This window comes from Flavobacterium sp. GNP008 (genome assembly GCF_056428965.1).
This window is the reverse complement of sequence record NZ_JBWJVL010000001.1, coordinates 1257764-1278207: the sequence shown is the minus strand read 5'-3', so window position 1 is coordinate 1278207 and position 20444 is coordinate 1257764. Positions and strand designations below refer to the sequence as shown.

The window sequence follows — 20444 nt, the reverse complement described above, 5'->3', positions numbered from 1 at the left end:
TTATTGGGGATGGAATGTTTAATTAAAAATATATTATGGACGCATTAAGCTACAAGACACAATCAGCAAGCAAAGCCACTGTTACAAAAGAGTGGATTGTTGTAGATGCTGATGGTCATAACTTAGGTCGTCTTGCTTCAAAAGTCGCTATGATTTTGAGAGGTAAGTACAAACCAAGTTACACACCACACGTGGACTGCGGAGATAACGTTATCGTTATCAACTCAGAAAAAATCAACCTTACAGGTAACAAAATGGATGAAAAAACTTACATCCGTCACACTGGTTACCCAGGAGGTCAAAGAACTTTAACTGCTAAAGTATTGCAAGCAAAAAACCCTGCATTACTAGTAGAAAAAGCAATAAAAGGGATGTTACCAAAAAACAAAATTGGTGCGGAACTTTTTAGAAATTTAAATGTTGTTGTAGGATCAGAGCACAAACAAGGCGCACAAAAACCTAGAACAGTTAACCTTAACGATCTTAAGTAATGGGAGTTATTCACAAAATCGGTAGAAGAAAAACCGCTGTTGCACGTGTTTATGTTTCGGAAGGAACAGGAGTAATCGTTGTAAACAAAAAACCATTCGAAACTTATTTCCCAACAGCAACTTTACAGTACAAAGTGTTACAACCGATGTCTATGACAGAAAATGTAAGCAACTTTGACGTAAAAGTGAACGTTTACGGAGGTGGTTCAACTGGTCAAGCAGAAGCTGTAAGAATGGCATTGGCACGCGTTATGTGTGAAGTAAATGCTGAAAACAGAGCTATCTTGAAACCAGAAGGTTTATTGACAAGAGATCCAAGAATGGTTGAACGTAAGAAATTCGGTCAGAAGAAAGCTCGTAAGAGATTCCAATTCTCTAAACGTTAATAGTACCTGTCTTGTTCAAATAGGACAAGACATTGTCAATTATTTATTGAAATTAAAAAAAACAGTTGTTGTTGCTCTCCTACCGAGGTAGGAAATAGTTTAGCATCTAAATGTATAAAGCCGAGAAATCGCCATTTATGCATTGCTAATCAACAGAACGTAAACTAGAACAAAATGGCAAACAAAGTAGAAGTAAAAGAATTACTAGAAGCAGGCGTTCATTTCGGACACATGACTAGAAAATGGGATCCAAACATGGCTCCTTACATTTATATGGAGCGTAATGGTATTCACATTATCAATCTATATAAAACTGCAGCAAAAATTGAAGAAGCTAATGAAGCTTTGAAAAAAATCGCTGCATCAGGTAGAAAAATATTATTCGTTGCTACCAAAAAGCAAGCAAAAGACATCGTTGCTGAAAAAGCAAAAGCTGCAAACATGCCTTATATCACTGAAAGATGGCCTGGTGGAATGCTAACTAACTTCGTAACTATCCGTAAAGCTGTTAAAAAAATGGCTACTATTGATAAAATGAAGAAAGATGGTACATTCATGACCCTTTCTAAAAAAGAGCGTTTACAAGTTGATCGTCTTCGTGCTAAATTAGAGAAAAACTTAGGTTCAATCGCTGACATGTCTAGACTACCAGCTGCATTGTTCGTAGTTGATATCAAAGCAGAACACATTGCAATAAAAGAAGCTCAAAAATTAAACATTCCAGTTTTCGCAATGGTGGATACCAATTCTGACCCAAGAGAGGTTGAATTTGTAATCCCATCTAACGATGATGCTTCTAAATCAATTGATAAAATTTTATCTTTAGTTACGGCTGCAATTGTTGAAGGACTTTCTGATAGAGGTTCTGACAAAGAAGGTGAAGCTACTGCTGAAGTTGTTGCTCCTGCTGCTGAAGCTGTAGAAGTAGCTCCTGCTGTAGAAGCTGCTGCTCCAACTGCAACTGAAGAATAAATTAACATTTAATTCCAAGTTTTAAATTCCTCTCCATAAAAAATTAGAAACCTAAAGTTGATAATTTAATAAAATTGGAAATTGGATTTAACACTTGGAATTTTTTACTTTTAACCTTAAAAAATAATACATATGGCAACAATTACTGCTGCAGACGTAAATAAATTAAGAACAATCACTGGTGCAGGAATGATGGACTGCAAAAAAGCTTTGGTTGAAGCAGACGGAGATTTCGATTTAGCTATCGAAAACTTACGTAAAAAAGGACAAAAAGTAGCTGCTAATCGTTCAGATAGAGAATCTACTGAAGGTGCTGCAATTGCTGTTGTAAATGCTGACAAAACTGCTGGAGTTGTTATCACATTAAATTGTGAAACCGACTTCGTAGGGATGAATGAAAACTTTGTAAAAATGGCTACTGAAATGGCTAATTTAGCATTGAATTTTGACACTAAAGAAGCATTTTTAGCAGCTGATTTCAACGGAATTACTGTTGCTGATAAATTAATCGAGCAAACTGGAGTTATCGGTGAAAAACTAGAGATAAGAACTTTCGAAAAATTAGAAGGTGCTTTCATCGGGTCTTACATTCACTCTGGAAACAAAATTGCTACTTTAGTTAGTCTATCTGCAAAAATTGAAGGTGCTGATGAAGTATCAAGAAACATTGCTATGCAAGCTGCAGCTATGTCACCTATCGCATTAGACGAAACTGGTGTTGACGCTGACACTATAGCAAAAGAAATAGAAATTGCTAAAGATATCCTACGTCAAGAAGGAAAACCTGAAGCAATGTTAGACAATATTGCTAAAGGTAAATTGGCTCGTTTCTTTAAAGATAATACTTTAGTAAACCAAGATTATATTAAAGACAATAAAATGAGCGTTGCTGCTTATGCTAAATCTTTAGATAAAGATCTTATCGTTACCGGTTTCAAAAGAGCTGCGTTAGGATAATTTATTCTGAACTTGTTTCAGAATCGCTTAATTTATTTAAGTTTTCTAAACTCAAATATAAAATCCCATTTTGTTGTAAAAACAAGATGGGATTTTTTTATTATCTAAAAAATAAATTAAAACACTAAATTTGAGTACTAATTATTTTTTATGTTCAAAACCAAAAAAGAACTTGTATTCGTTATCCTAGCCGGAATCTTTATCACTAATGCTGTTGTCGCCGAATTGATAGGTGGAAAATTGATACAAATAGGCCCTTTCGTTATGAGTATTGGGATTTTACCTTGGCCAATCGTTTTTCTCACTACCGATTTAATCAATGAATATTTTGGAGAAAAAGGAGTAAAAAAACTATCTTATATTACGGCTTGTTTAATAGGCTATGCTTTTATCATATTACTTTTAGCCATAATTGTTCCCGCGGCAAAAGGGATTAGTCCTGTAAATGATTCTCAGTTTTATGCCGTATTTGGTCAAAGTATGTGGATTATTGCCGGTAGTATTATTGCATTTTTAGTTTCCCAATTGATTGATGTAAGCGTTTTTTGGTTTTTCAAAAACAGAACAGGGGAACGGAAAATATGGCTCAGAACAACCGGATCCACAGTTGTTTCCCAATTATTTGATTCCTTTATAGTGTTAGGAATTGCATTTTGGCTACCCGGGAAAATCAACTTTGATACCTTTTTAAGTTCGGCACTGATTGGCTATACATTCAAACTAGGAATCGCTATTTTACTGACTCCATTAATATATTTAGGTCACCATTTAATTAAAAAATATTTATCAGAAGAAACTCAATAATTATGGATGACAAATCAAGATGTAAATGGTGCGCTGGTGTTGCTATTTACGAAAAATACCATGATGAAGAATGGGGAGTTCCCGTTTATGAGGATCAAAAATTATTTGAGTTTTTAATCCTCGAAACCTTTCAGGCGGGATTGAGTTGGATAACCATCTTAAAAAAGAGAGAAAACTTCAAAGTAGCTTTTGATGATTTTGACTATAAAAAAGTAGCCCTTTATACCGAAGATAAAATCGAGGAATTGTTGCAAAACGCTGGAATCATTCGCAATCAATTAAAAATCAGATCGGCAGTTTCAAATGCAGTTGCCTTTATGAAAGTACAAGAAGAATTTGGTAGTTTCAGTAAATACATTTGGGAATTCACCGGTGGAAAACCAATAAATAACAATCGACAATCGCTAAAAGAAGTTCCTGCCACTACTCCACTTTCGGACGCAATCAGTAAAGATTTGAAAAAACGCGGGTTTAAATTTGTGGGGTCTACGGTAGTTTATGCGCATATGCAAGCCACTGGAATGGTCGACGATCACGTAGCAGATTGCTGGAAAAAACAGTAACTTTTTAAAGATCAATAACAAAACAAGTTTGAAAAGTTTTATTTTTTTTTCAAATTTAAGAATTACCTATTAAATAATATCCTATTTTTGCTCCACACTTTAGGGGTGTCTACAACATTGTAGGCTGAGAATTACCCTCTGAACCTGATCTAGTTCATACTAGCGTAGGGAAAAGTAAGATGACTTCCTAGTACATTTATGTACCCTTGTAGCCATTCCTAAAGTATAACTGTATACTAAATTCAAAAGGAATGGAGCTTAAAATCAACAATCAAACGAAACAATTTACAACTGACAGTCTAACTGTTCAGGCACTTCTTGACTTGGAAATTCCCATCAAACAAAAAGGAATCGCCGTAGCCATTAACAATACCGTAATTCCAAAATCCAACTGGAATTCCCATCCCATACAAGAAACCGACGACATTCTCATCATCTCTGCAACTCAGGGAGGTTAATTGGGCAGCTCGGGCGGGCTATCCATTTCAAGCCCGCAGTTGCAATCCTATAAAACATAGTCTTAGTCAAAGCTTCCTTACGGTCGCTTCACTCATCCTTGTTTTATTTGGCTTTCCACTTTACGGGCTTTCCATTACTATCCCTAGCAGAAGGCGAACACTCCTAAAATATAAAATTCAAACAAATGAATAACGAAGAAAAAATCTCAAGAACTCCCTTCCCAAACTCTACAAAAATTTACGTAGACGGAATCCTTCATCCCATAAAAGTAGCGATGCGTGAAATCGCATTGGCAGACACTAAAATGTCAAATGGCAGAATAGAAAAAAATCCACCGGTAACCGTTTACGATACTTCAGGTCCCTTCACCGACCCAAATATCGAAATTGACATTCGAAAAGGATTGCCCCGCATTCGAGAACAATGGATTCTGGACCGTAATGACGTAGAAGAATTGACTGAAATCTCTTCTGAATATGGTAAAAAACGTCTCAATGACGAAAAACTAAACGAATTGCGTTTTGAATATTTGCACAAACCCATGCGGGCCAAAAAAGGAGCTAATGTATCTCAATTGTATTATGCAAAACAGGGAATTATCACGCCCGAAATGGAATACATCGCCATTCGTGAAAACCAACGCTTGGAGTTGATAAACGAACAAACCAAGGCGATGCAATGCCAACATGACGGAAACAGTTTTGGAGCTAATACGCCAAAATCCAAGATCACACCTGAATTTGTCCGCAGTGAAGTAGCCAGAGGTCGTGCCATTATCCCAAACAACATCAACCACCCAGAAAGCGAACCGATGATTGTGGGACGCAACTTCTTGGTAAAAATTAATGCGAACATTGGGAACAGCGCCGTAACCTCCACGATCGAAGAAGAAGTGGAAAAAGCAGTTTGGGCATGCCGTTGGGGGGCTGACACGATTATGGATTTATCGACAGGAAAAAATATTCACGAAACCAGAGAATGGATTATCCGAAATTCTCCAGTGCCAATTGGAACGGTGCCTATTTACCAAGCTTTAGAAAAAGTAAATGGTGTTGCCGAAGATTTAACTTGGGAAGTATTCCGTGATACGTTAATAGAACAAGCGGAACAAGGAGTTTCTTATTTCACCATTCACGCCGGCGTTTTATTGCGTTACATCCATTTAACTGCTGACCGTGTTACCGGAATTGTTTCCCGTGGTGGTTCTATCATGGCAAAATGGTGTTTATTTCACCATAAAGAAAACTTCCTTTACACCCATTTCGAAGAAATTTGCGAAATCATGAAACAGTATGACGTAGCCTTTTCATTAGGAGATGGTTTACGCCCAGGTTCTATTGCCGATGCGAATGATGCCGCTCAATTTGCCGAATTGGAAACACTTGGTGAGCTGACAAAAATTGCTTGGAAACACGATGTTCAGGTATTTATTGAAGGTCCCGGTCATGTACCGATGCACCTAATTAAAGAAAATATGGACAAGCAACTGGAACACTGTGACGAAGCTCCTTTTTATACTTTAGGCCCATTGACAACGGATATTGCCCCGGGCTATGACCACATCACTTCCGCCATTGGCGCGGCAATGATTGGCTGGTATGGCTGTGCCATGTTGTGCTATGTTACACCAAAAGAACACCTTGGTTTACCCAATAAAAAGGACGTTAAAGACGGTGTTATCACGTATAAGATTTCGGCTCATGCCGCTGATTTGGCCAAAGGGCATCCTGGATCACAATACCGTGACAATGCCTTGAGCAAAGCACGTTTTGAATTCCGTTGGGAAGACCAGTTTAACTTGTCATTAGATCCCGATACAGCTCGTGAATTTCATGATGAAACCTTGCCAGCAGATGGTGCCAAAGTGGCTCATTTTTGTTCGATGTGTGGACCCAAATTCTGCTCAATGAAAATCTCGCAGGAAATCCGTGATGTCGCTGAAGCGGAGAAAGGAATGCAAGAGAAGTCGCAAGAATTTGTAAAAAGTGGAAAGGAAATTTATATCTAAAAAATAGAGGAAAGAAGAAAGAGAAAAGACTATGATCGTAATCACAAATCCAATTCCTATTCCTAATGAAATCGATACCCTCCATTTGCTTTTCGAAAATGGTTTGGAGTTGCTTCACATTCGAAAACCCGGTTTTTCAGAAGCAGAAATGAAAGCTTACATATCGGAAATAAAAACGGATTATAGACAAAGTTTGGTTTTACAAAGTCATCATCAACTGGCTTCGGCATCTGGAATACAACGCATTCATTTTACAGAAAAAATGAGAATCGAAACATCTGAGGAATGTTTAAAAAAATGGAAGAAAAATAGATTTTCACTCTCCACTTCAGTCCATAACATGGCTGATTTTGAACAATTATTTACTGTTTTTGATTATGCTTTTTTTGGGCCGGTTTTCGAAAGTATTTCTAAACCCAATTATGCTTCGGATATAGATTTTAAAAAAGAATTGGGACAAAGAAAGAATAACACAACTGCATTGATTGCAGTAGGTGGAATTACATCTGAGAGAATCAAAACCGCATTAGCATATGGTTTTGATGATGTTGCACTTTTAGGTACCATTTGGAACAGTAAACATCCAGTCAAAAATTTTAAATTATGTCAGAAAACAGACCTTACGTATTAACAATTGCAGGCTTTGATCCGTCTGGAGGTGCAGGGGTTTTGGCAGACATCAAAACATTCGAGCAGCATCACGTCTATGGTTTTGCATTGAATACAGGCAACACCATTCAAACCGAAAAGGAGTTCTTCGAAATGCACTGGACTGACCAAGCTTTTGTATTGAGATCACTAGACAAATTGTTTAAAAACTATACTATCAAAGCAGTAAAAATTGGAATTGTTCCTTCACTCGACTACTTAAAAGAAATTGTTTTTACGATAAAAAAGCTTTCGCCAAAAACAAAAATTGTTTGGGATACCGTTTTAAAATCGACTACTGAATTCCATTTTATCACTATTAAAAATCAAACTGTTTTGATTGAGATATTGAAAGCAATTGATTTGATAACACCCAATTACAATGAAATTGTGCAACTGTCTTCTGAAGAAATTAATGCAGAAAGAATTGCGATAACACTTTCAAAACACTGCGCCGTGTTACTAAAAGGCGGTCATAATCCTGCAGCAATAGGCATTGATTATTTATATACCGGTAAGGAAATCTTTAGGCTTAAGCCAAATAATACTTTGGTTTTCGAAAAACATGGTTCCGGTTGCGTACTATCATCAGCCATTGTCGCAAATATAGCTCTGGAGCAAGACCTGAAAACAGCTTGTATTAATGCCAAAAAATATATAGAAACGTACTTAGAATCCAACCCAACTAAATTAGGATACCATCATGCATAATAGGTTACACTACATTTCGCAGGGAAATACAGTTAAAGAACAATTGTATAACATTCACAAAGCATTGGACAATGGTTGCGATTGGATACAAATGCGGTTCAAAAAAAACTATTCAGATGATGCTTTCACTTTGGCGGAAGCCATAAAAATGGTATGCAAAGAATATTTAGCCACTTTTATCATCAATGACAACGTTCATTTAGCGCAACAATTGGATGCGGATGGAGTTCATTTGGGTTTGAGTGACATGAAGGTGGAAGAAGCCCGAGTCCTTTTAGGAAAAACAAAAATCATTGGAGGCACTGCAAACACTTTTGATGACGTGCTCCAAAGAACAGCCGAAAAATGTGATTATATTGGTCTGGGTCCATTTCAATTTACCACTACCAAACAAAATTTAAGTCCAATTTTAGGATTGGAAGGCTATCGTTCGATTATTAAACAAATGAAAATAAAAAACATCCAAATTCCCATTTATGCCATTGGAGGGATCACATTAGAAAACGTGGAAAGCTTAATGGAAACCGGAATTTATGGTATTGCTGTTTCTCGTTTGATTACACAAACCCAAAATCCATCCCAACTTATCAATCAACTTAACGACAACTTATATGGTACCATTTAAAATAGGAGACAAAACCTTTCAATCCCGCTTGTTTTTAGGCACTGGGAAATTTGGTTCCAATCAACAGATGGAAGAAGCCATTTTAGCCTCTGGAAGCGAGTTAGTAACCGTAGCATTAAAACGTGTGGATTTAGAAACCGAAACCGATGCTCTTTTATCACATTTGAAACATCCGCTGATTAATTTGTTACCCAATACCTCTGGCGCTCGAAATGCTAAAGAAGCCATTTTTGCAGCACAATTAGCTCGGGAGGCATTAGAAACCAATTGGCTTAAACTGGAAATTCATCCCGATCCAAAATATTTGATGCCCGATGCGATCGAAACCTTAAAAGCTACCGAGACATTAGCCAAATTAGGATTTATCGTTTTGCCTTACATCCATGCGGATCCCGTTTTATGTAAACGACTAGAAGACGCCGGAACTTCGGCGGTGATGCCTTTGGGTTCACCAATTGGCAGTAACAAAGGATTAAAAACTATCGATTTTTTGGAAATTATTATCGAACAGAGCAAAGTCCCCGTGATTATAGACGCCGGAATTGGCGCACCATCCGATGCTGCAAAAGCGATGGAACTTGGAGCAGATGCCGTTTTGGTAAACACAGCCATTGCCGTTGCCGGAAACCCTATATTAATGGCCGAAGCTTTTAGAGAAGCCGTTATTGCAGGTCGAAAAGCCTTCGAAGCGCAATTAGCGCAAAAAGCAAATCGTGCAATGGCCTCAAGTCCTTTGACAGCGTTTTTGTATGAGTAATCCTCTCCCCAACCCTCTCCAAAGGAGAGGAAGCCGAAACTGAACACCAAAAATGATGATCACTAAATAACCAACATAAACAATGAAAACATTTAAAGCGGTTTTTGACAATTACGATTGGGATACTATTAAATCTAAAATATACAGTACTACTTCCTTAGAAGTCGAACAGGCTTTGGCCAAAAGCAAACGCAATCTAGATGATTTTTTGGCATTGATTTCACCGGCTGCCCTCCCTCATTTAGAGCAAATGGCACAGCTGGCACAGAAATTAACCCAAAAAAGATTTGGCAAAACAATTCAGATGTATGCTCCTTTGTATTTAAGCAACGAATGCCAAAACATTTGTACCTATTGTGGTTTTAGTTTAGACAATAAAATCAAGCGAAAAACACTTACCGAAAATGAAATCACGCAAGAAATCGAGGTCTTGAAAAAAGCGGGATTTGATCATGTTTTATTGGTTACTGGAGAAGCAAATCATACTGTAAACATTCATTATTTTCTAAAGGCAATTGCACAAATAAAAAATGATTTTTCGATCATTTCAGCCGAAGTGCAACCCTTGTCAACAGTTGAATATTTGCAGCTTCATGACGCTGGTGTTTATTCAATTTTAGTATACCAAGAAACCTACCATCGAGATGTTTATAAACAATATCATACCAAAGGAAAAAAATCCAATTTTGATTTTCGTCTAGAAACTCCCGATAGAATAGGAACTGCGGGTATTCATAAAATAGGATTGGGTGTTTTATTAGGATTGGAAGACTGGCGCACGGACAGTTTTTTTAACGCCTTGCATTTGGATTATTTACAGAGAACCTATTGGCAAACTAAATATGCGGTTTCTTTCCCGAGATTACGACCGGCGGAAGGAGTTATTGCGCCTAATTTCATCATGGAGGATGCCGATTTGACCCAACTCATTTGTGCCTATCGCTTGTGGAATGAAGATTTAGAAATCTCTATGTCTACCCGAGAGAACGAAAAATTTCGGGATAATAGTATTGCAATTGGTATCACCAGTATGAGTGCCGGTTCTAAAACTAATCCTGGCGGTTATGCAGTTGATCCACAATCATTGGAGCAATTTGAAATCAGTGATGAACGATCTGCTGGCGAGATTGCAAAAGTTATTTCCAGCAAAGGATACGAACCCGTTTGGAAAGATTGGGATAAAATATACAATCAAATCTCATAAAGTCTTAATGTCAAAAGAACTCAACTTACTTTTTATCTTCTTTTGACTTTCAACTTTATGACTTTCAACTTTAAGACTAAAAAAATGAGTATCATTCAAGATTTTTTACGCTACAACCGCCAGATGATGTTGCAGGAAATAGGCAATTCGGGACAGGAAAAACTCAAGAAAGCCAAAGTTTTAGTACTTGGCGCAGGCGGATTGGGTTGTCCAATTTTACACTATATGGCAACCGCTGGAGTGGGAACCATAGGAATTGTGGATTTTGACACCATAGAATTGCACAACTTGCACCGCCAAATTTTATATATGGAGCAGCACGTTGGGAAATCAAAAGCACTTACAGCCAAATGTGTTTTAGAAACCTTAAATCCATTGATTCATATTGTTGCTTTTGAAGAAAAATTAACCGTTGAAAACGCCAAAGAAATCATCATGGATTTTGATGTAATTGTTGATGGCTGTGATAATTTTGAAACCCGTTATCTGGTAAATGACACCTGCGTAAAACTAGGAAAATCATTGATCTATGGGAGCATTTTGAAATTTGAGGGACAAATGGCCCTTTTCAACCATAATGGAACTAAAAATCTACGTGATTTATTCCCAGAACCACCAAATCCAAAAGACGTTCCCAATTGTAATTCGAATGGTGTATTGGGTACGCTTCCAGGAATTATCGGAACTATGATGGCGCATGAAACGTTGAAACTGATTCTGGAATTACCTACTTTAGAAAATGAATTGGTGCTTTACAATACTTTAGATTGGAGTTTTACTAAACTGAAGTTTTAAAACGGTTGTCTTTTTAATATTTCCATAAAATCACCTCTTTCAATTTCTCTACAACCCAGACTTTCGAGATGGGGATTATACACCTGACAATCTAATAATTGATAATTGGCTTTCATTAATTCGTTTACCAAAGCGATGAAAGCTACTTTTGAAGCATTGGAAACTGTAGAAAACATACTTTCTCCACAGAAAACATGACCTAAATCGATACCATAAAGTCCGCCTACTAATTTTTCGTTTTGCCAAACCTCTACTGATTTAGCACTACCTAATTCGTGTAGTTTACAATAAGCTTCAATCATATTATTGGTAATCCAAGTCCCGTTTTGACCCTCGCGTTTTATGTTTTGACAATTCGAAATGACATCTCTAAAATTCTGGTTGAAAGTAACTTTAAAAATAGGGCGATTAAGAATAGTACGCATACTTTTTGAAACAATCAATTCATCCAGAAACAAAACCATTCTGGGATTTGGTGACCACCATGTAATGGGTTCTCCATCTTCAAACCATGGAAAAATTCCACTTTTGTAAGCAAGTTGCAAACGTTCAGCAGACAAATCTCCCCCAAGAGCGAGAATACCCGCAGCATTAGTCTGAGAAACTGGAGGAAAGAATAGTGCTGCAGTTAAATAATACATTCTTTATTAAAAAATAAACCCGACAGCTATTATAACTGTCGGGGTGTTAACTATTATGAATAAAAATCAAATGATTAAAATGGCAAATCGTCTGCTTCTTCTTCGTTTAAATTTGTAGCTGGAGCAAATGCTTCGGCAGCTGGCATTGGAGGCATTTGCGCATTAGGTGCATCAGCCGCAACTCTTTCTACTCTCCATCCTTGAATTGCATTGAAATATTTAGTCACACCTTGTGGATCTACCCATTCGCGGCCTCTTAAATTGATAGAAACTTTTACCGCTTCACCTACTTTAAAACTATTCAATAAATCACATTTATCTTGTACAAATTCCACTAAAATGTGTTGCGGATATTGTTCTTCTGTTGTTACTACAAGCTCTCTTTTTAAGAAACTACCGTTTCCTACATTTTTAGCATCCCCAAGCATTTTAATTTTTCCTGTAACTTCCATCTTCGTTATTTTTTATTGTTATTTATGTTATTTTTTTGCTAAAAGCACTTTCCAAGCAGACAAAACATCATTGTCATCCAGATATTTTTTAGCCTCTAAGTGCACTTTTTCTGGGTCATCAGAACTTAAAACTCCTTTTACAGCAAAATTCTGGTGTACAAATATACTAACTTCTTCCATTGTAGGCAAGGCTTCTATATTCCCTAACCTACCTAAATCATTCCCATTAAAAATCGGACTTTCTTTTATAAAACTGGGTATCGCATCAACCCCAATTCCTAATGTCGATAGAGGTTTTGGGACTTCAAAAAGTCCTTGATTTGATCTGGAATACCAGTTACCGCCTAATCTGGAAACCAAATCTATTTTATACTGGTCAATTGCTCCGTTTTCGTCTAAAACCGCTTCATCAATATGAATTCTCACCACTTCACAAAGTATTAAATTTCCCGCTCCTCCTTCACTTCCCAAAGGAATAATCTGGGTGACTTTACATTCAAATTGCACTGGAGATTCTTTTACCCTGAAGGGCTTTACCACATCAGAAGCAATGGGCGTCAAACCTGATTTTACAAACTCATTTACACCAGCGGCGTACTCTGTACTTGCAAGAGATGTTTGTTGTACCATATCATAATTCACCACATTAATGACCACTTCACGTGTTGCTTCGGCATTGATCAAAGTGTGTTTAATTGAATTATCACGAACACGTCTGGCCGGTGAAAATATTAAAATTGGAGGATTGGCGCTGAACACATTAAAGAAACTAAAAGGCGATACATTTGGATTTCCTTGCGCATCCATAGTACTGGCAAAAGCAATAGGTCTCGGCCCTACTGAACTTTGCAGATACCCCTGCAATTGTGCCGTTTCAATACTTTTAGGATCTATTGTAATCATATATTTTTGATTTATTACTATAAGACACAAAAGTAGACAAATCAATTAAGTTTTAGAAGTAGTAGACGAAATTAGAATACAATTTTAGGTGGATTTATTCTAAAAAAAAATCTTTGATTAAAACTAAAATACTACAGCCTTTATTTCGTTATATTTATAATTCAAATTTTCATTTATGCAGTTTTCTGAAAGAAGAAATACAACCCGTTGGATTATAATTTTTGCCTCTTTTTTAATAATTTCATTAATTCTTTGGAATACTTATACTTTTTTTCAAATCTTCAAAAACGAAGAACGATTAAAAATGAATCTTTGGGCACAAGCCCAAAAAACACTTATTAACGCTGACGAAAACACTGATGTTGAACTTCCGCTCCAAATTTTTAGTGATAACACCTCGATTCCTATTATCCTTACAGAAAATGACCGCATTATAAACACCGTCAATATTGATGAGGTTATTGTGAAAAACAAACAAAAAGCTATTGCTTTTTTATCCGATTTAAAAAATGAAAATGAGCCCATTGTTATTGAATATGTTTCGGGAAAATTTCAAAAATTATACTATGGAAACTCCGCTTTACTCAATAAATTAAAGTACTACCCTATTGCTTTAGTGCTTATCATTGTACTTTTTGGGGGGTTAGTTTACAATTTTTATCGAAGTACCAAAATGGCCACCCAAAACAAACTTTGGGCAGGAATGGCCAAAGAAACCGCACACCAGATTGGAACGCCGCTCTCTTCATTGATTGGCTGGGTTGAACTCCTGAAATCCGAAGATGTAGCTGAAAGCACTACTTTTGAAATCGAAAAAGACATTGAACGCTTGCAAACCATAACCGATCGTTTTTCGAAAATAGGTTCCGAACCAAAATTAGAAAACAGAGATATCATTCAAGAGACCCTTCAGTCTTACGACTATTTGCAATCCCGGTTTTCCAAACAAATTGAGTTCTCATTCCATGCACCAAAATCACCTATTATGGTATTACTCAATCCTACTTTACACAGTTGGACTATTGAAAATTTAGTAAAAAACGCTATTGATGCGATGAAAGGAAAAGGGAAATTAGCGCTAAGAATTGAACCTGTAGGTGATTATGTAAACATAAATGTTTCTGATTCAGGAGCCGGGATTCAGAAAAAACAATTCAAAACCATCTTTGAACCCGGTTTCACCACTAAAAAAAGGGGCTGGGGATTGGGTCTTTCATTGACTCAACGAATCGTAAAGGAGTACCACAAAGGAACCATCAAGGTACTGGATTCCGAAATTGGAAAAGGAACAACGATGCAAGTGAGTTTTAAAAAAAGTAATTTAGTTTAAAAAAATCACAACCAAGTTACGCTAGAAAACATCGTTTTCCGAACCATTTTAGACTTACTTAAATAGTTTTGCACAAACAACGCATGTTCTTCAGCTTGCGCCAAAGCTTTACTTATCGATTTTTTTATCGATGCCACACTTGCTGCATTTTCTGTACCAACTGAACCAATGCTATAAATTTCGTTTTGACATTTAGCCAGTTTATCCACTGGTATTTCAATCATACTACTAATTTCAGTATCCGAAAAAACAGGGTTAAACTTATTGTTTCTGTAGTGAATAAAATCATTCAATAACACAACGGCATCATTCATTTCATTTACAATAGAATTTAACTTTTCTATATTGGTGTTTTTTCGCAAATGCATAAACTGTCTCTTTTTACCCTCATACCGTTCTACAATCATCGTGTTTTTCAATCCGTTTTTTTCAATTCTATCCGCTGCGGCCAACAATTGATCAACTTCTGAAAAGGCGTTGTATTTGGTAATTTCTTTTTCAAAATCAAAATATTTCTTGCTTTTATTCATTTGGATTTTTCCCTCATAAAACTCCTGATTGGTAACAGGGTAATTCAAAAATTGCCAGACATAGTCAAATGGGATATGAGAGGCAATTATTGTAGTAGGTTCTGCTTTGAAATACAGATTATTCAGTTTTTTTGAAAACTGACCATTGTTTACATAACCCGATCCCCAAGTGGGATCAAAAACATACCATTTTTCATCAATTTTTGCAGCAGTCCAAGCATGAGCCAAATTTCCCACCTTGCCGTTTTGCTTCGTATACCCTTGAATTATATAGGACTGAATTCCGATTTTTTCAGAAAGTGCATTCAAAACTTCAGCATAATGTATACAGACGCCTCTTTTGGTTTTTAAAGTCCTTGCGATTTTCTCTTGTGTTGATTCCTGAAAATTTACTGCATACATATTGGCAACATTATAGCTAATATTGGATGACGTCCAATAAAAAGCAGCTCTGATTTTATCCGTATCGGTTTTAAAATTTAGAGTAATGTATGTAGCGATTGCATCTATAGAATTAGTTGAATTAGCAGGAATAGCAGCCATTTTTGCATCGACCGCAGCATAAGCAGGACTAACTTGACCATAACTAAATAAAGAGAAAAAGAGAAAAAGGAGTACGCAACTATTTTTCATAGTATCGGTTTAGAATCCATAAATTAGAAAAGGGAATAGGTTTTCACCTATTCCCTTTTCTAAACGAAAACCATACCAATTTATTTTATTTGCGTACTTATCACAAATTGGCTTTGATCCGTTCTGCCAAAGCTTCAAATTCATCTTTAGTTAACGATACTTTATTTTGAAAACGCATTTCGTCCATTTCATTCAAGGGAATCAAATGAATGTGAGCATGAGGGACTTCAAGACCTATAACTGCCATCCCGATTCGTTTACACGGAATAGTTTTTTCAAGAGCTACAGCTATTTTTTTTGAAAACTGCATCAACCCAAGGTATAACTCATCTTCTATCTCAAAAAACTTACCAATTTCTTTTTTTGGAATACACAGTGTGTGCCCTTTTGCATTTGGATTTACATCCAAAAAAGCCAAAAAATTATCATCCTCGGCAATTTTATAACACGGAATTTCTCCGTTTATGATTTTTGAAAATACACTACTCATGAGTCTGGTTTTTAGATAATCACTTTTAAAATAATATATAAAGAAACAGCAGATCCTGACCCCTACTTTTAGAGACCAAATACAAATGCCAAATAGTACCTTTAATCTCTTGTAATTTCTAAAATCTCAAATTTTAAAACACCATTAGGAACTGTGATTTCGGCAAATTCACCTACAGATTTCCCTAACAACCCTTTCCCTATTGGGGAAGTTACTGAGATTTTTCCCGTTTTTAGATCCGCTTCACTTTCGGCTACTAATGTGTATTTCATTTCCATTCCATTGGTTTGGTTTTTGATTTTCACATTGGACAATACTAATACTTTAGAAACATCCAGATGCGTTTCATCAATCAACCTGGCGTTAGAATGTACTTCTTCCAATTTCGCAATACGCATTTCCAGCATGCCTTGTGCTTCCTTAGCCGCATCATATTCGGCATTCTCAGAAAGATCGCCTTTATCTCTTGCTTCAGCTATATCCGCGGATGCTTTTGGACGCATTACGCTCTTTAAATAATCCAATTCTTCTCTTAATTTTTTCAATCCTTCTGCGGTGTAATACGATACTGCGCTCATAATTTCTTCCTTTATATAAATAGAAAAAATCCCATCAGGACGGGATTTCTTTCCACAAAGATACTATTATTATTTTTTCGTCTATAAATATATGTTAATCATATATAATTCAAAGTTAAATAAATTAAATTTGTTTCACTAATACTTTGACACTATTTTAAAATGAAAAAATGTGCCCTGCTTTTCTTTATCATTCCTTACTTTTTTTCGTGTAGTGATTCCGGTTTTGACAACACCAATCCGTTTGTGCCTAATTACAGCTTTACTACAGACGTTAATATGAATTTGCCGGCATATTCAAATCTTAAATTTGTTAGTAATGCGGTTTATATTTCTGGAATAGGTGCTCGGGGTGTTATTATTTTCAATACTGGAAGCGGATACAATGCTTTTGATGCCGCTTGTCCTAATCAGGCTATAAGTGCCTGTTCTACTATGACCATAAATGGGATAAATGCCATTTGCGGATGTGACAGCAAGGAATACAGTTTATTTACTGGCCAAGGCGATTTACAATATCCTATGAAGCAATATCGGGTTCAAGTCAATGGAAATGTGCTTCGAGTTTATAATTAAAAGGAGGGCCTATAACACAAAAAAACAGTAGTAAAACGGAACTTACTACTGGGTAAAAAAGCACTTTTATTTTTCTTAATCCTGTATTGTTTTTTCTAGGACCAGACATTGTTGCTACAATAACATCCTAAAACTTCAATGTCAATCCAGCAAGGAAATTAATTCCCGCTTGCGGATAATAATACGGATACACATCATACATATAACCATTGGAAATGTATTTTTTGTCTAAGAAGTTATTCACTAAGCCCGTCAACACAATTTCTTTGAAGATCGTTTTAGGGGTAAAAGAGTAGGCAATATTTAAATCATTAACAAAATAATCCGCCAACTTTGCTGCCGGCAATTCAATATTATTCATGTACTGTTCCCCGACGAATTTTTGCAACCATGAAATATGAAGATGCTCCACTGGCGTATAGACCAAAATATTTCCTGCAATAATCGATGGTGAATATGCGATATCCGTTGTCCCATAATTTTGCCATTCTACTGCTAAATTCGTATTTTTATTAGCACTCAAAGTAAAATTAGGACGAATAATCAATTGATTTGTCAACGCTATTGTAGCATCTACTTCCAGTCCTAAACGGTAACTTTTTTCACTATTGGAACGTATTGGAGCGCCTACATCATCTAAACTTCCTGTCAAAATCAATTGATCTTTATAGGCCATATAATACACATTCGAGTTGAAATGTACTTTCTCTGCAACATATCGCCACCCCAGTTCAAAGTCATTCAATTTTTCCGGCTTTACGTTTCCGCCTTCATAATCACTCCTATTTGGTTCACGGTTGGCTCTGGCATAAGACAAATACACCGAATTTCCAGAATTGATCGTATAGGTTAATCCCGCTTTAGGGTTAAAGAAATTAAAAGTATCATCCACAAGTGTTGGTTGAACGCCATTGGCTTTGTAATTGACTGATCTATATTGCAAATCTCCAAACAAACTTAGCTGTTCCGTGATTTGGTAATTGGCTTTTGCAAAAATATTTTCGTCCGTTTTAGTGGCATAATCATCGTAATACCGATCTCCTAACTCACTCTGCGAAGCTAATCGTGCCCAAATCACTTTACCAAAGTGACTGCCTTCATACTTATTCCATCCGCCACCAAAAATCACATCCAGTTGATCACTCTTATAATTAGCCGAAAATGTCGTTCCGTAAAAATCGTTATCCAACCATTTTTGACGAATCAAGTCCGTTGTTGTTTCTGCGCCTACGGGCTGCAATCCATAATCAGCAAAATCAGCGTCTTCCTTATAATTTTCAAAGAAACCCTGCCCTTTGGTGTAATGCAAAGCAAAATTAGTACTCCAGTTTTCAGATATTTTTTCGTTCCAATGCAACTGAGCGTGATCTTGCTGGTAATTATCGGTTTCATTGTCATAAAAACGAGCCTTTCCTTGTTCATCCGTAAAAGCTCCTGCTGAATTAAACGTCCTATCATTATTCAGCATTTCTCCATCAATTCCGTTCCATGATTGATACGTTTTCTCTTTTCCTCCAAAAACCAAGGCTTTTATCAAAGTAGTTTTCCCTACATAAGTTCCTTGCAGAAAATAAGATTTCAAATCAGACGCTCCACGATCCACATATCCATCTGAATTTAAAGCAGACAACCTTCCCGCGATTTCGAAATGATCATTCATTAGACCTGTACTGAATTTTATAGTATGTTTTCTGGTATTAAAGCTTCCATACGAGTTTGAGATTTCCCCAGAACTTTCTTTGGAAAAATTATCAGTTAGCATATTTAAACTCGCCCCGAAAGCGCCTGCTCCATTAGTCGAAGTTCCTACGCCGCGTTGTAATTGCAAACTCTCCAACGAGGAGGCAAAATCTGGCATATTTACCCAATACGTTCCATGGCTTTCCGAGTCATTATACGGAATTCCGTTGATGGTAACGTTTACACGGGTGGCATCGCTACCCCGAACTCGGATTCCGGTGTACCCCACACCATTTCCAGCATCTGAAGTGGTGACTACAGAAGGTAGGTAATTCATCAGAATTGGAATATCTTGTCCTAAATTTCGGAATTTGATATCCTTTTTGTCCAAATTACTGAAACTAACTGGTGTTTTTGTAGTAACCCGTACTGCCGAAACTAAGACTTCATCGAGTTGGTTTAACTTGGTTGTGTCTTTGACTTGCGAAAATGTAAAAAGTGAAAAGTGAAAAATAAAAAGTATAAAAAGTACTCGAATTGATCTTTCTTGGCTCTTGGCTCTTAGCTCTTGGCTCTTTTTCTTAAATAAAATATTCATCCGTAAAAAAATTACGAATAAAAGGGGGAATTATTCTTTTGTTAAATTAAAAAATGGTTGCTTTCTATGAAAAATAAAGTAGTTACATCCTATTTATTTATCATTTTTTCCCTTGACAACATTACTTGTCCAGGTTCTTTGGGTATAATCTCAGCTCGTTATTTAGAGCACCCCTTTGAGACAACGCAAAAGTAGTTTTTTTTGTTTAAAGTTTAAAATTTAAAAAAATAAAAGTAAAAAGGACTTACTCTACATTTGGTCTCTTCCTGTTTTTCTTAACCTCAGACACATTTTTTTTGTCCTTTATTCGCTTTCTAATAACAGACTTAGGAATTCTCGTGGGTTTTCTTTCTTTGGGAATTACCAATGCATTTTTGAGGAGTTCTAAAAAACGTTTGATTACAATTTCTTTATTTCTAAACTGACTGCGATCTTCGTCACAATTTAAGATTAAAACAGAATCAACTGTCAATCTAGAATACAATTTGGTTTCCATCAAGCGTTTTTCCTCTTCCGTTAAAGCCTGAGAATGATGCAAATCAAAACTCAACACCACTTTCGAGGAAACTTTATTTACGTTCTGACCACCAGCTCCACTGCTGCGAACGGCTTTAAAACTTAATTCAGTTATGATTTTTTCAATTTCCATTGAT

The 20444-nt window shown here is 36.4% G+C and carries 24 protein-coding genes and 1 riboswitch; of the genes, 16 read left to right on the top strand and 8 right to left on the bottom strand.

From position 1 onward, the window contains the following. Positions 1–35 precede the first annotated feature (35 nt). From rplM to AC0608_RS05680, 14 genes are all read left to right on the top strand, one after another. Positions 36–491, top strand: a complete 456-nt coding sequence (gene rplM, locus AC0608_RS05745) for a 50S ribosomal protein L13 (RefSeq protein ID WP_091202984.1) — start codon at positions 36–38, stop codon at positions 489–491. Continuing rightward, positions 491–877, top strand: coding sequence for a 30S ribosomal protein S9 (rpsI, locus tag AC0608_RS05740; RefSeq protein ID WP_073204671.1), 387 nt, complete (start codon positions 491–493; stop codon positions 875–877). The genes rplM and rpsI overlap by 1 nt, the downstream gene beginning before the upstream one ends. A gap of 174 nt (positions 878–1051) precedes the next feature. After that, the gene (rpsB, locus tag AC0608_RS05735; RefSeq protein WP_039108714.1) at positions 1052–1849 is read left to right on the top strand and encodes a 30S ribosomal protein S2; all 798 of its coding nucleotides are present in this window, start codon (positions 1052–1054) and stop codon (positions 1847–1849) included. A 132-nt stretch (positions 1850–1981) separates the two neighbouring features. Beyond that, a complete protein-coding gene (gene tsf, locus AC0608_RS05730) occupies positions 1982–2806 on the top strand; it encodes a translation elongation factor Ts (protein WP_417958707.1) in 825 nt (274 codons plus the stop codon). A gap of 150 nt (positions 2807–2956) precedes the next feature. Further along, complete coding sequence (locus tag AC0608_RS05725; protein WP_478288404.1) at positions 2957–3610, top strand: queuosine precursor transporter; 654 nt, start codon at positions 2957–2959, stop codon at positions 3608–3610. A gap of 2 nt (positions 3611–3612) precedes the next feature. Further along, positions 3613–4173: a DNA-3-methyladenine glycosylase I gene (locus tag AC0608_RS05720; protein WP_478288403.1), complete on the top strand. Its 561-nt coding sequence runs from the start codon at positions 3613–3615 to the stop codon at positions 4171–4173. A 91-nt stretch (positions 4174–4264) separates the two neighbouring features. After that, positions 4265–4361: riboswitch (TPP riboswitch) on the top strand. A 63-nt stretch (positions 4362–4424) separates the two neighbouring features. Continuing rightward, entirely contained in the window at positions 4425–4631 is a 207-nt protein-coding gene (gene thiS, locus AC0608_RS05715; RefSeq protein WP_417958710.1) for a sulfur carrier protein ThiS, read from the top strand. Between the two features lie 185 nt (positions 4632–4816). Then, positions 4817–6640 (top strand): phosphomethylpyrimidine synthase ThiC, encoded by a 1824-nt coding sequence (thiC, locus tag AC0608_RS05710; protein WP_478288402.1) that lies wholly within the window; start codon positions 4817–4819, stop codon positions 6638–6640. A gap of 31 nt (positions 6641–6671) precedes the next feature. Continuing rightward, entirely contained in the window at positions 6672–7271 is a 600-nt protein-coding gene (locus AC0608_RS05705; RefSeq protein WP_478288401.1) for a thiamine phosphate synthase, read from the top strand. Next, the gene (locus AC0608_RS05700) at positions 7244–7999 is read left to right on the top strand and encodes a hydroxymethylpyrimidine/phosphomethylpyrimidine kinase (RefSeq protein ID WP_478288400.1); all 756 of its coding nucleotides are present in this window, start codon (positions 7244–7246) and stop codon (positions 7997–7999) included. Before AC0608_RS05705 ends, AC0608_RS05700 begins: the two co-directional genes overlap by 28 nt. Beyond that, complete coding sequence (locus AC0608_RS05695) at positions 7992–8624, top strand: thiamine phosphate synthase (protein WP_478288399.1); 633 nt, start codon at positions 7992–7994, stop codon at positions 8622–8624. The genes AC0608_RS05700 and AC0608_RS05695 overlap by 8 nt, the downstream gene beginning before the upstream one ends. Further along, positions 8611–9381: a thiazole synthase gene (locus AC0608_RS05690; RefSeq protein ID WP_478288398.1), complete on the top strand. Its 771-nt coding sequence runs from the start codon at positions 8611–8613 to the stop codon at positions 9379–9381. The genes AC0608_RS05695 and AC0608_RS05690 overlap by 14 nt, the downstream gene beginning before the upstream one ends. Before the next feature lie 82 nt (positions 9382–9463). Then, positions 9464–10585, top strand: a complete 1122-nt coding sequence (gene thiH / locus AC0608_RS05685; protein ID WP_478288397.1) for a 2-iminoacetate synthase ThiH — start codon at positions 9464–9466, stop codon at positions 10583–10585. 84 nt (positions 10586–10669) lie between these two features. Further along, a complete protein-coding gene (locus AC0608_RS05680; protein WP_478288396.1) occupies positions 10670–11380 on the top strand; it encodes a HesA/MoeB/ThiF family protein in 711 nt (236 codons plus the stop codon). On the opposite strand, the gene aat is transcribed toward AC0608_RS05680, so the two are convergent. From aat to AC0608_RS05665, 3 genes are all read right to left on the bottom strand, one after another. Next, positions 11377–12021, bottom strand: a complete 645-nt coding sequence (aat, locus tag AC0608_RS05675) for a leucyl/phenylalanyl-tRNA--protein transferase (protein ID WP_478288395.1) — start codon at positions 12019–12021, stop codon at positions 11377–11379. The two genes, AC0608_RS05680 and aat, sit on opposite strands and share 4 nt — an antisense overlap. Before the next feature lie 74 nt (positions 12022–12095). After that, the gene (locus AC0608_RS05670) at positions 12096–12473 is read right to left on the bottom strand and encodes a DUF3127 domain-containing protein (protein WP_416856237.1); all 378 of its coding nucleotides are present in this window, start codon (positions 12471–12473) and stop codon (positions 12096–12098) included. A 27-nt stretch (positions 12474–12500) separates the two neighbouring features. Further along, positions 12501–13376, bottom strand: a complete 876-nt coding sequence (locus AC0608_RS05665) for a flavin reductase family protein (RefSeq protein ID WP_478288394.1) — start codon at positions 13374–13376, stop codon at positions 12501–12503. A 175-nt stretch (positions 13377–13551) separates the two neighbouring features. Here AC0608_RS05665 and AC0608_RS05660 point away from each other — a divergent pair, with 175 nt between their 5' ends. Next, positions 13552–14706 (top strand): ATP-binding protein, encoded by a 1155-nt coding sequence (locus AC0608_RS05660; RefSeq protein ID WP_417958720.1) that lies wholly within the window; start codon positions 13552–13554, stop codon positions 14704–14706. A gap of 5 nt (positions 14707–14711) precedes the next feature. Here the strand turns inward: AC0608_RS05660 and AC0608_RS05655 are convergent, their stop codons facing one another. The 3 genes from AC0608_RS05655 to greA all read right to left on the bottom strand — a co-directional run bounded on the left by AC0608_RS05655 (position 14712) and on the right by greA (position 16937). After that, positions 14712–15869: a transglutaminase domain-containing protein gene (locus AC0608_RS05655; protein WP_478288393.1), complete on the bottom strand. Its 1158-nt coding sequence runs from the start codon at positions 15867–15869 to the stop codon at positions 14712–14714. Between the two features lie 100 nt (positions 15870–15969). After that, positions 15970–16359: an HIT family protein gene (locus AC0608_RS05650; RefSeq protein ID WP_478288392.1), complete on the bottom strand. Its 390-nt coding sequence runs from the start codon at positions 16357–16359 to the stop codon at positions 15970–15972. 101 nt (positions 16360–16460) lie between these two features. Continuing rightward, positions 16461–16937, bottom strand: a complete 477-nt coding sequence (gene greA, locus AC0608_RS05645) for a transcription elongation factor GreA (protein ID WP_417958723.1) — start codon at positions 16935–16937, stop codon at positions 16461–16463. 162 nt (positions 16938–17099) lie between these two features. Here greA and AC0608_RS05640 point away from each other — a divergent pair, with 162 nt between their 5' ends. Continuing rightward, entirely contained in the window at positions 17100–17513 is a 414-nt protein-coding gene (locus AC0608_RS05640; RefSeq protein ID WP_417958724.1) for a Rieske (2Fe-2S) protein, read from the top strand. Positions 17514–17640: 127 nt separating this feature from the next. Here the strand turns inward: AC0608_RS05640 and AC0608_RS05635 are convergent, their stop codons facing one another. Together AC0608_RS05635 and arfB are read right to left on the bottom strand one after the other, a co-directional pair. Then, a complete protein-coding gene (locus AC0608_RS05635; RefSeq protein WP_478288391.1) occupies positions 17641–19791 on the bottom strand; it encodes a TonB-dependent receptor in 2151 nt (716 codons plus the stop codon). 244 nt (positions 19792–20035) lie between these two features. Beyond that, a complete protein-coding gene (gene arfB, locus AC0608_RS05630) occupies positions 20036–20440 on the bottom strand; it encodes an alternative ribosome rescue aminoacyl-tRNA hydrolase ArfB (RefSeq protein WP_478288390.1) in 405 nt (134 codons plus the stop codon). Positions 20441–20444 lie beyond the last annotated feature (4 nt).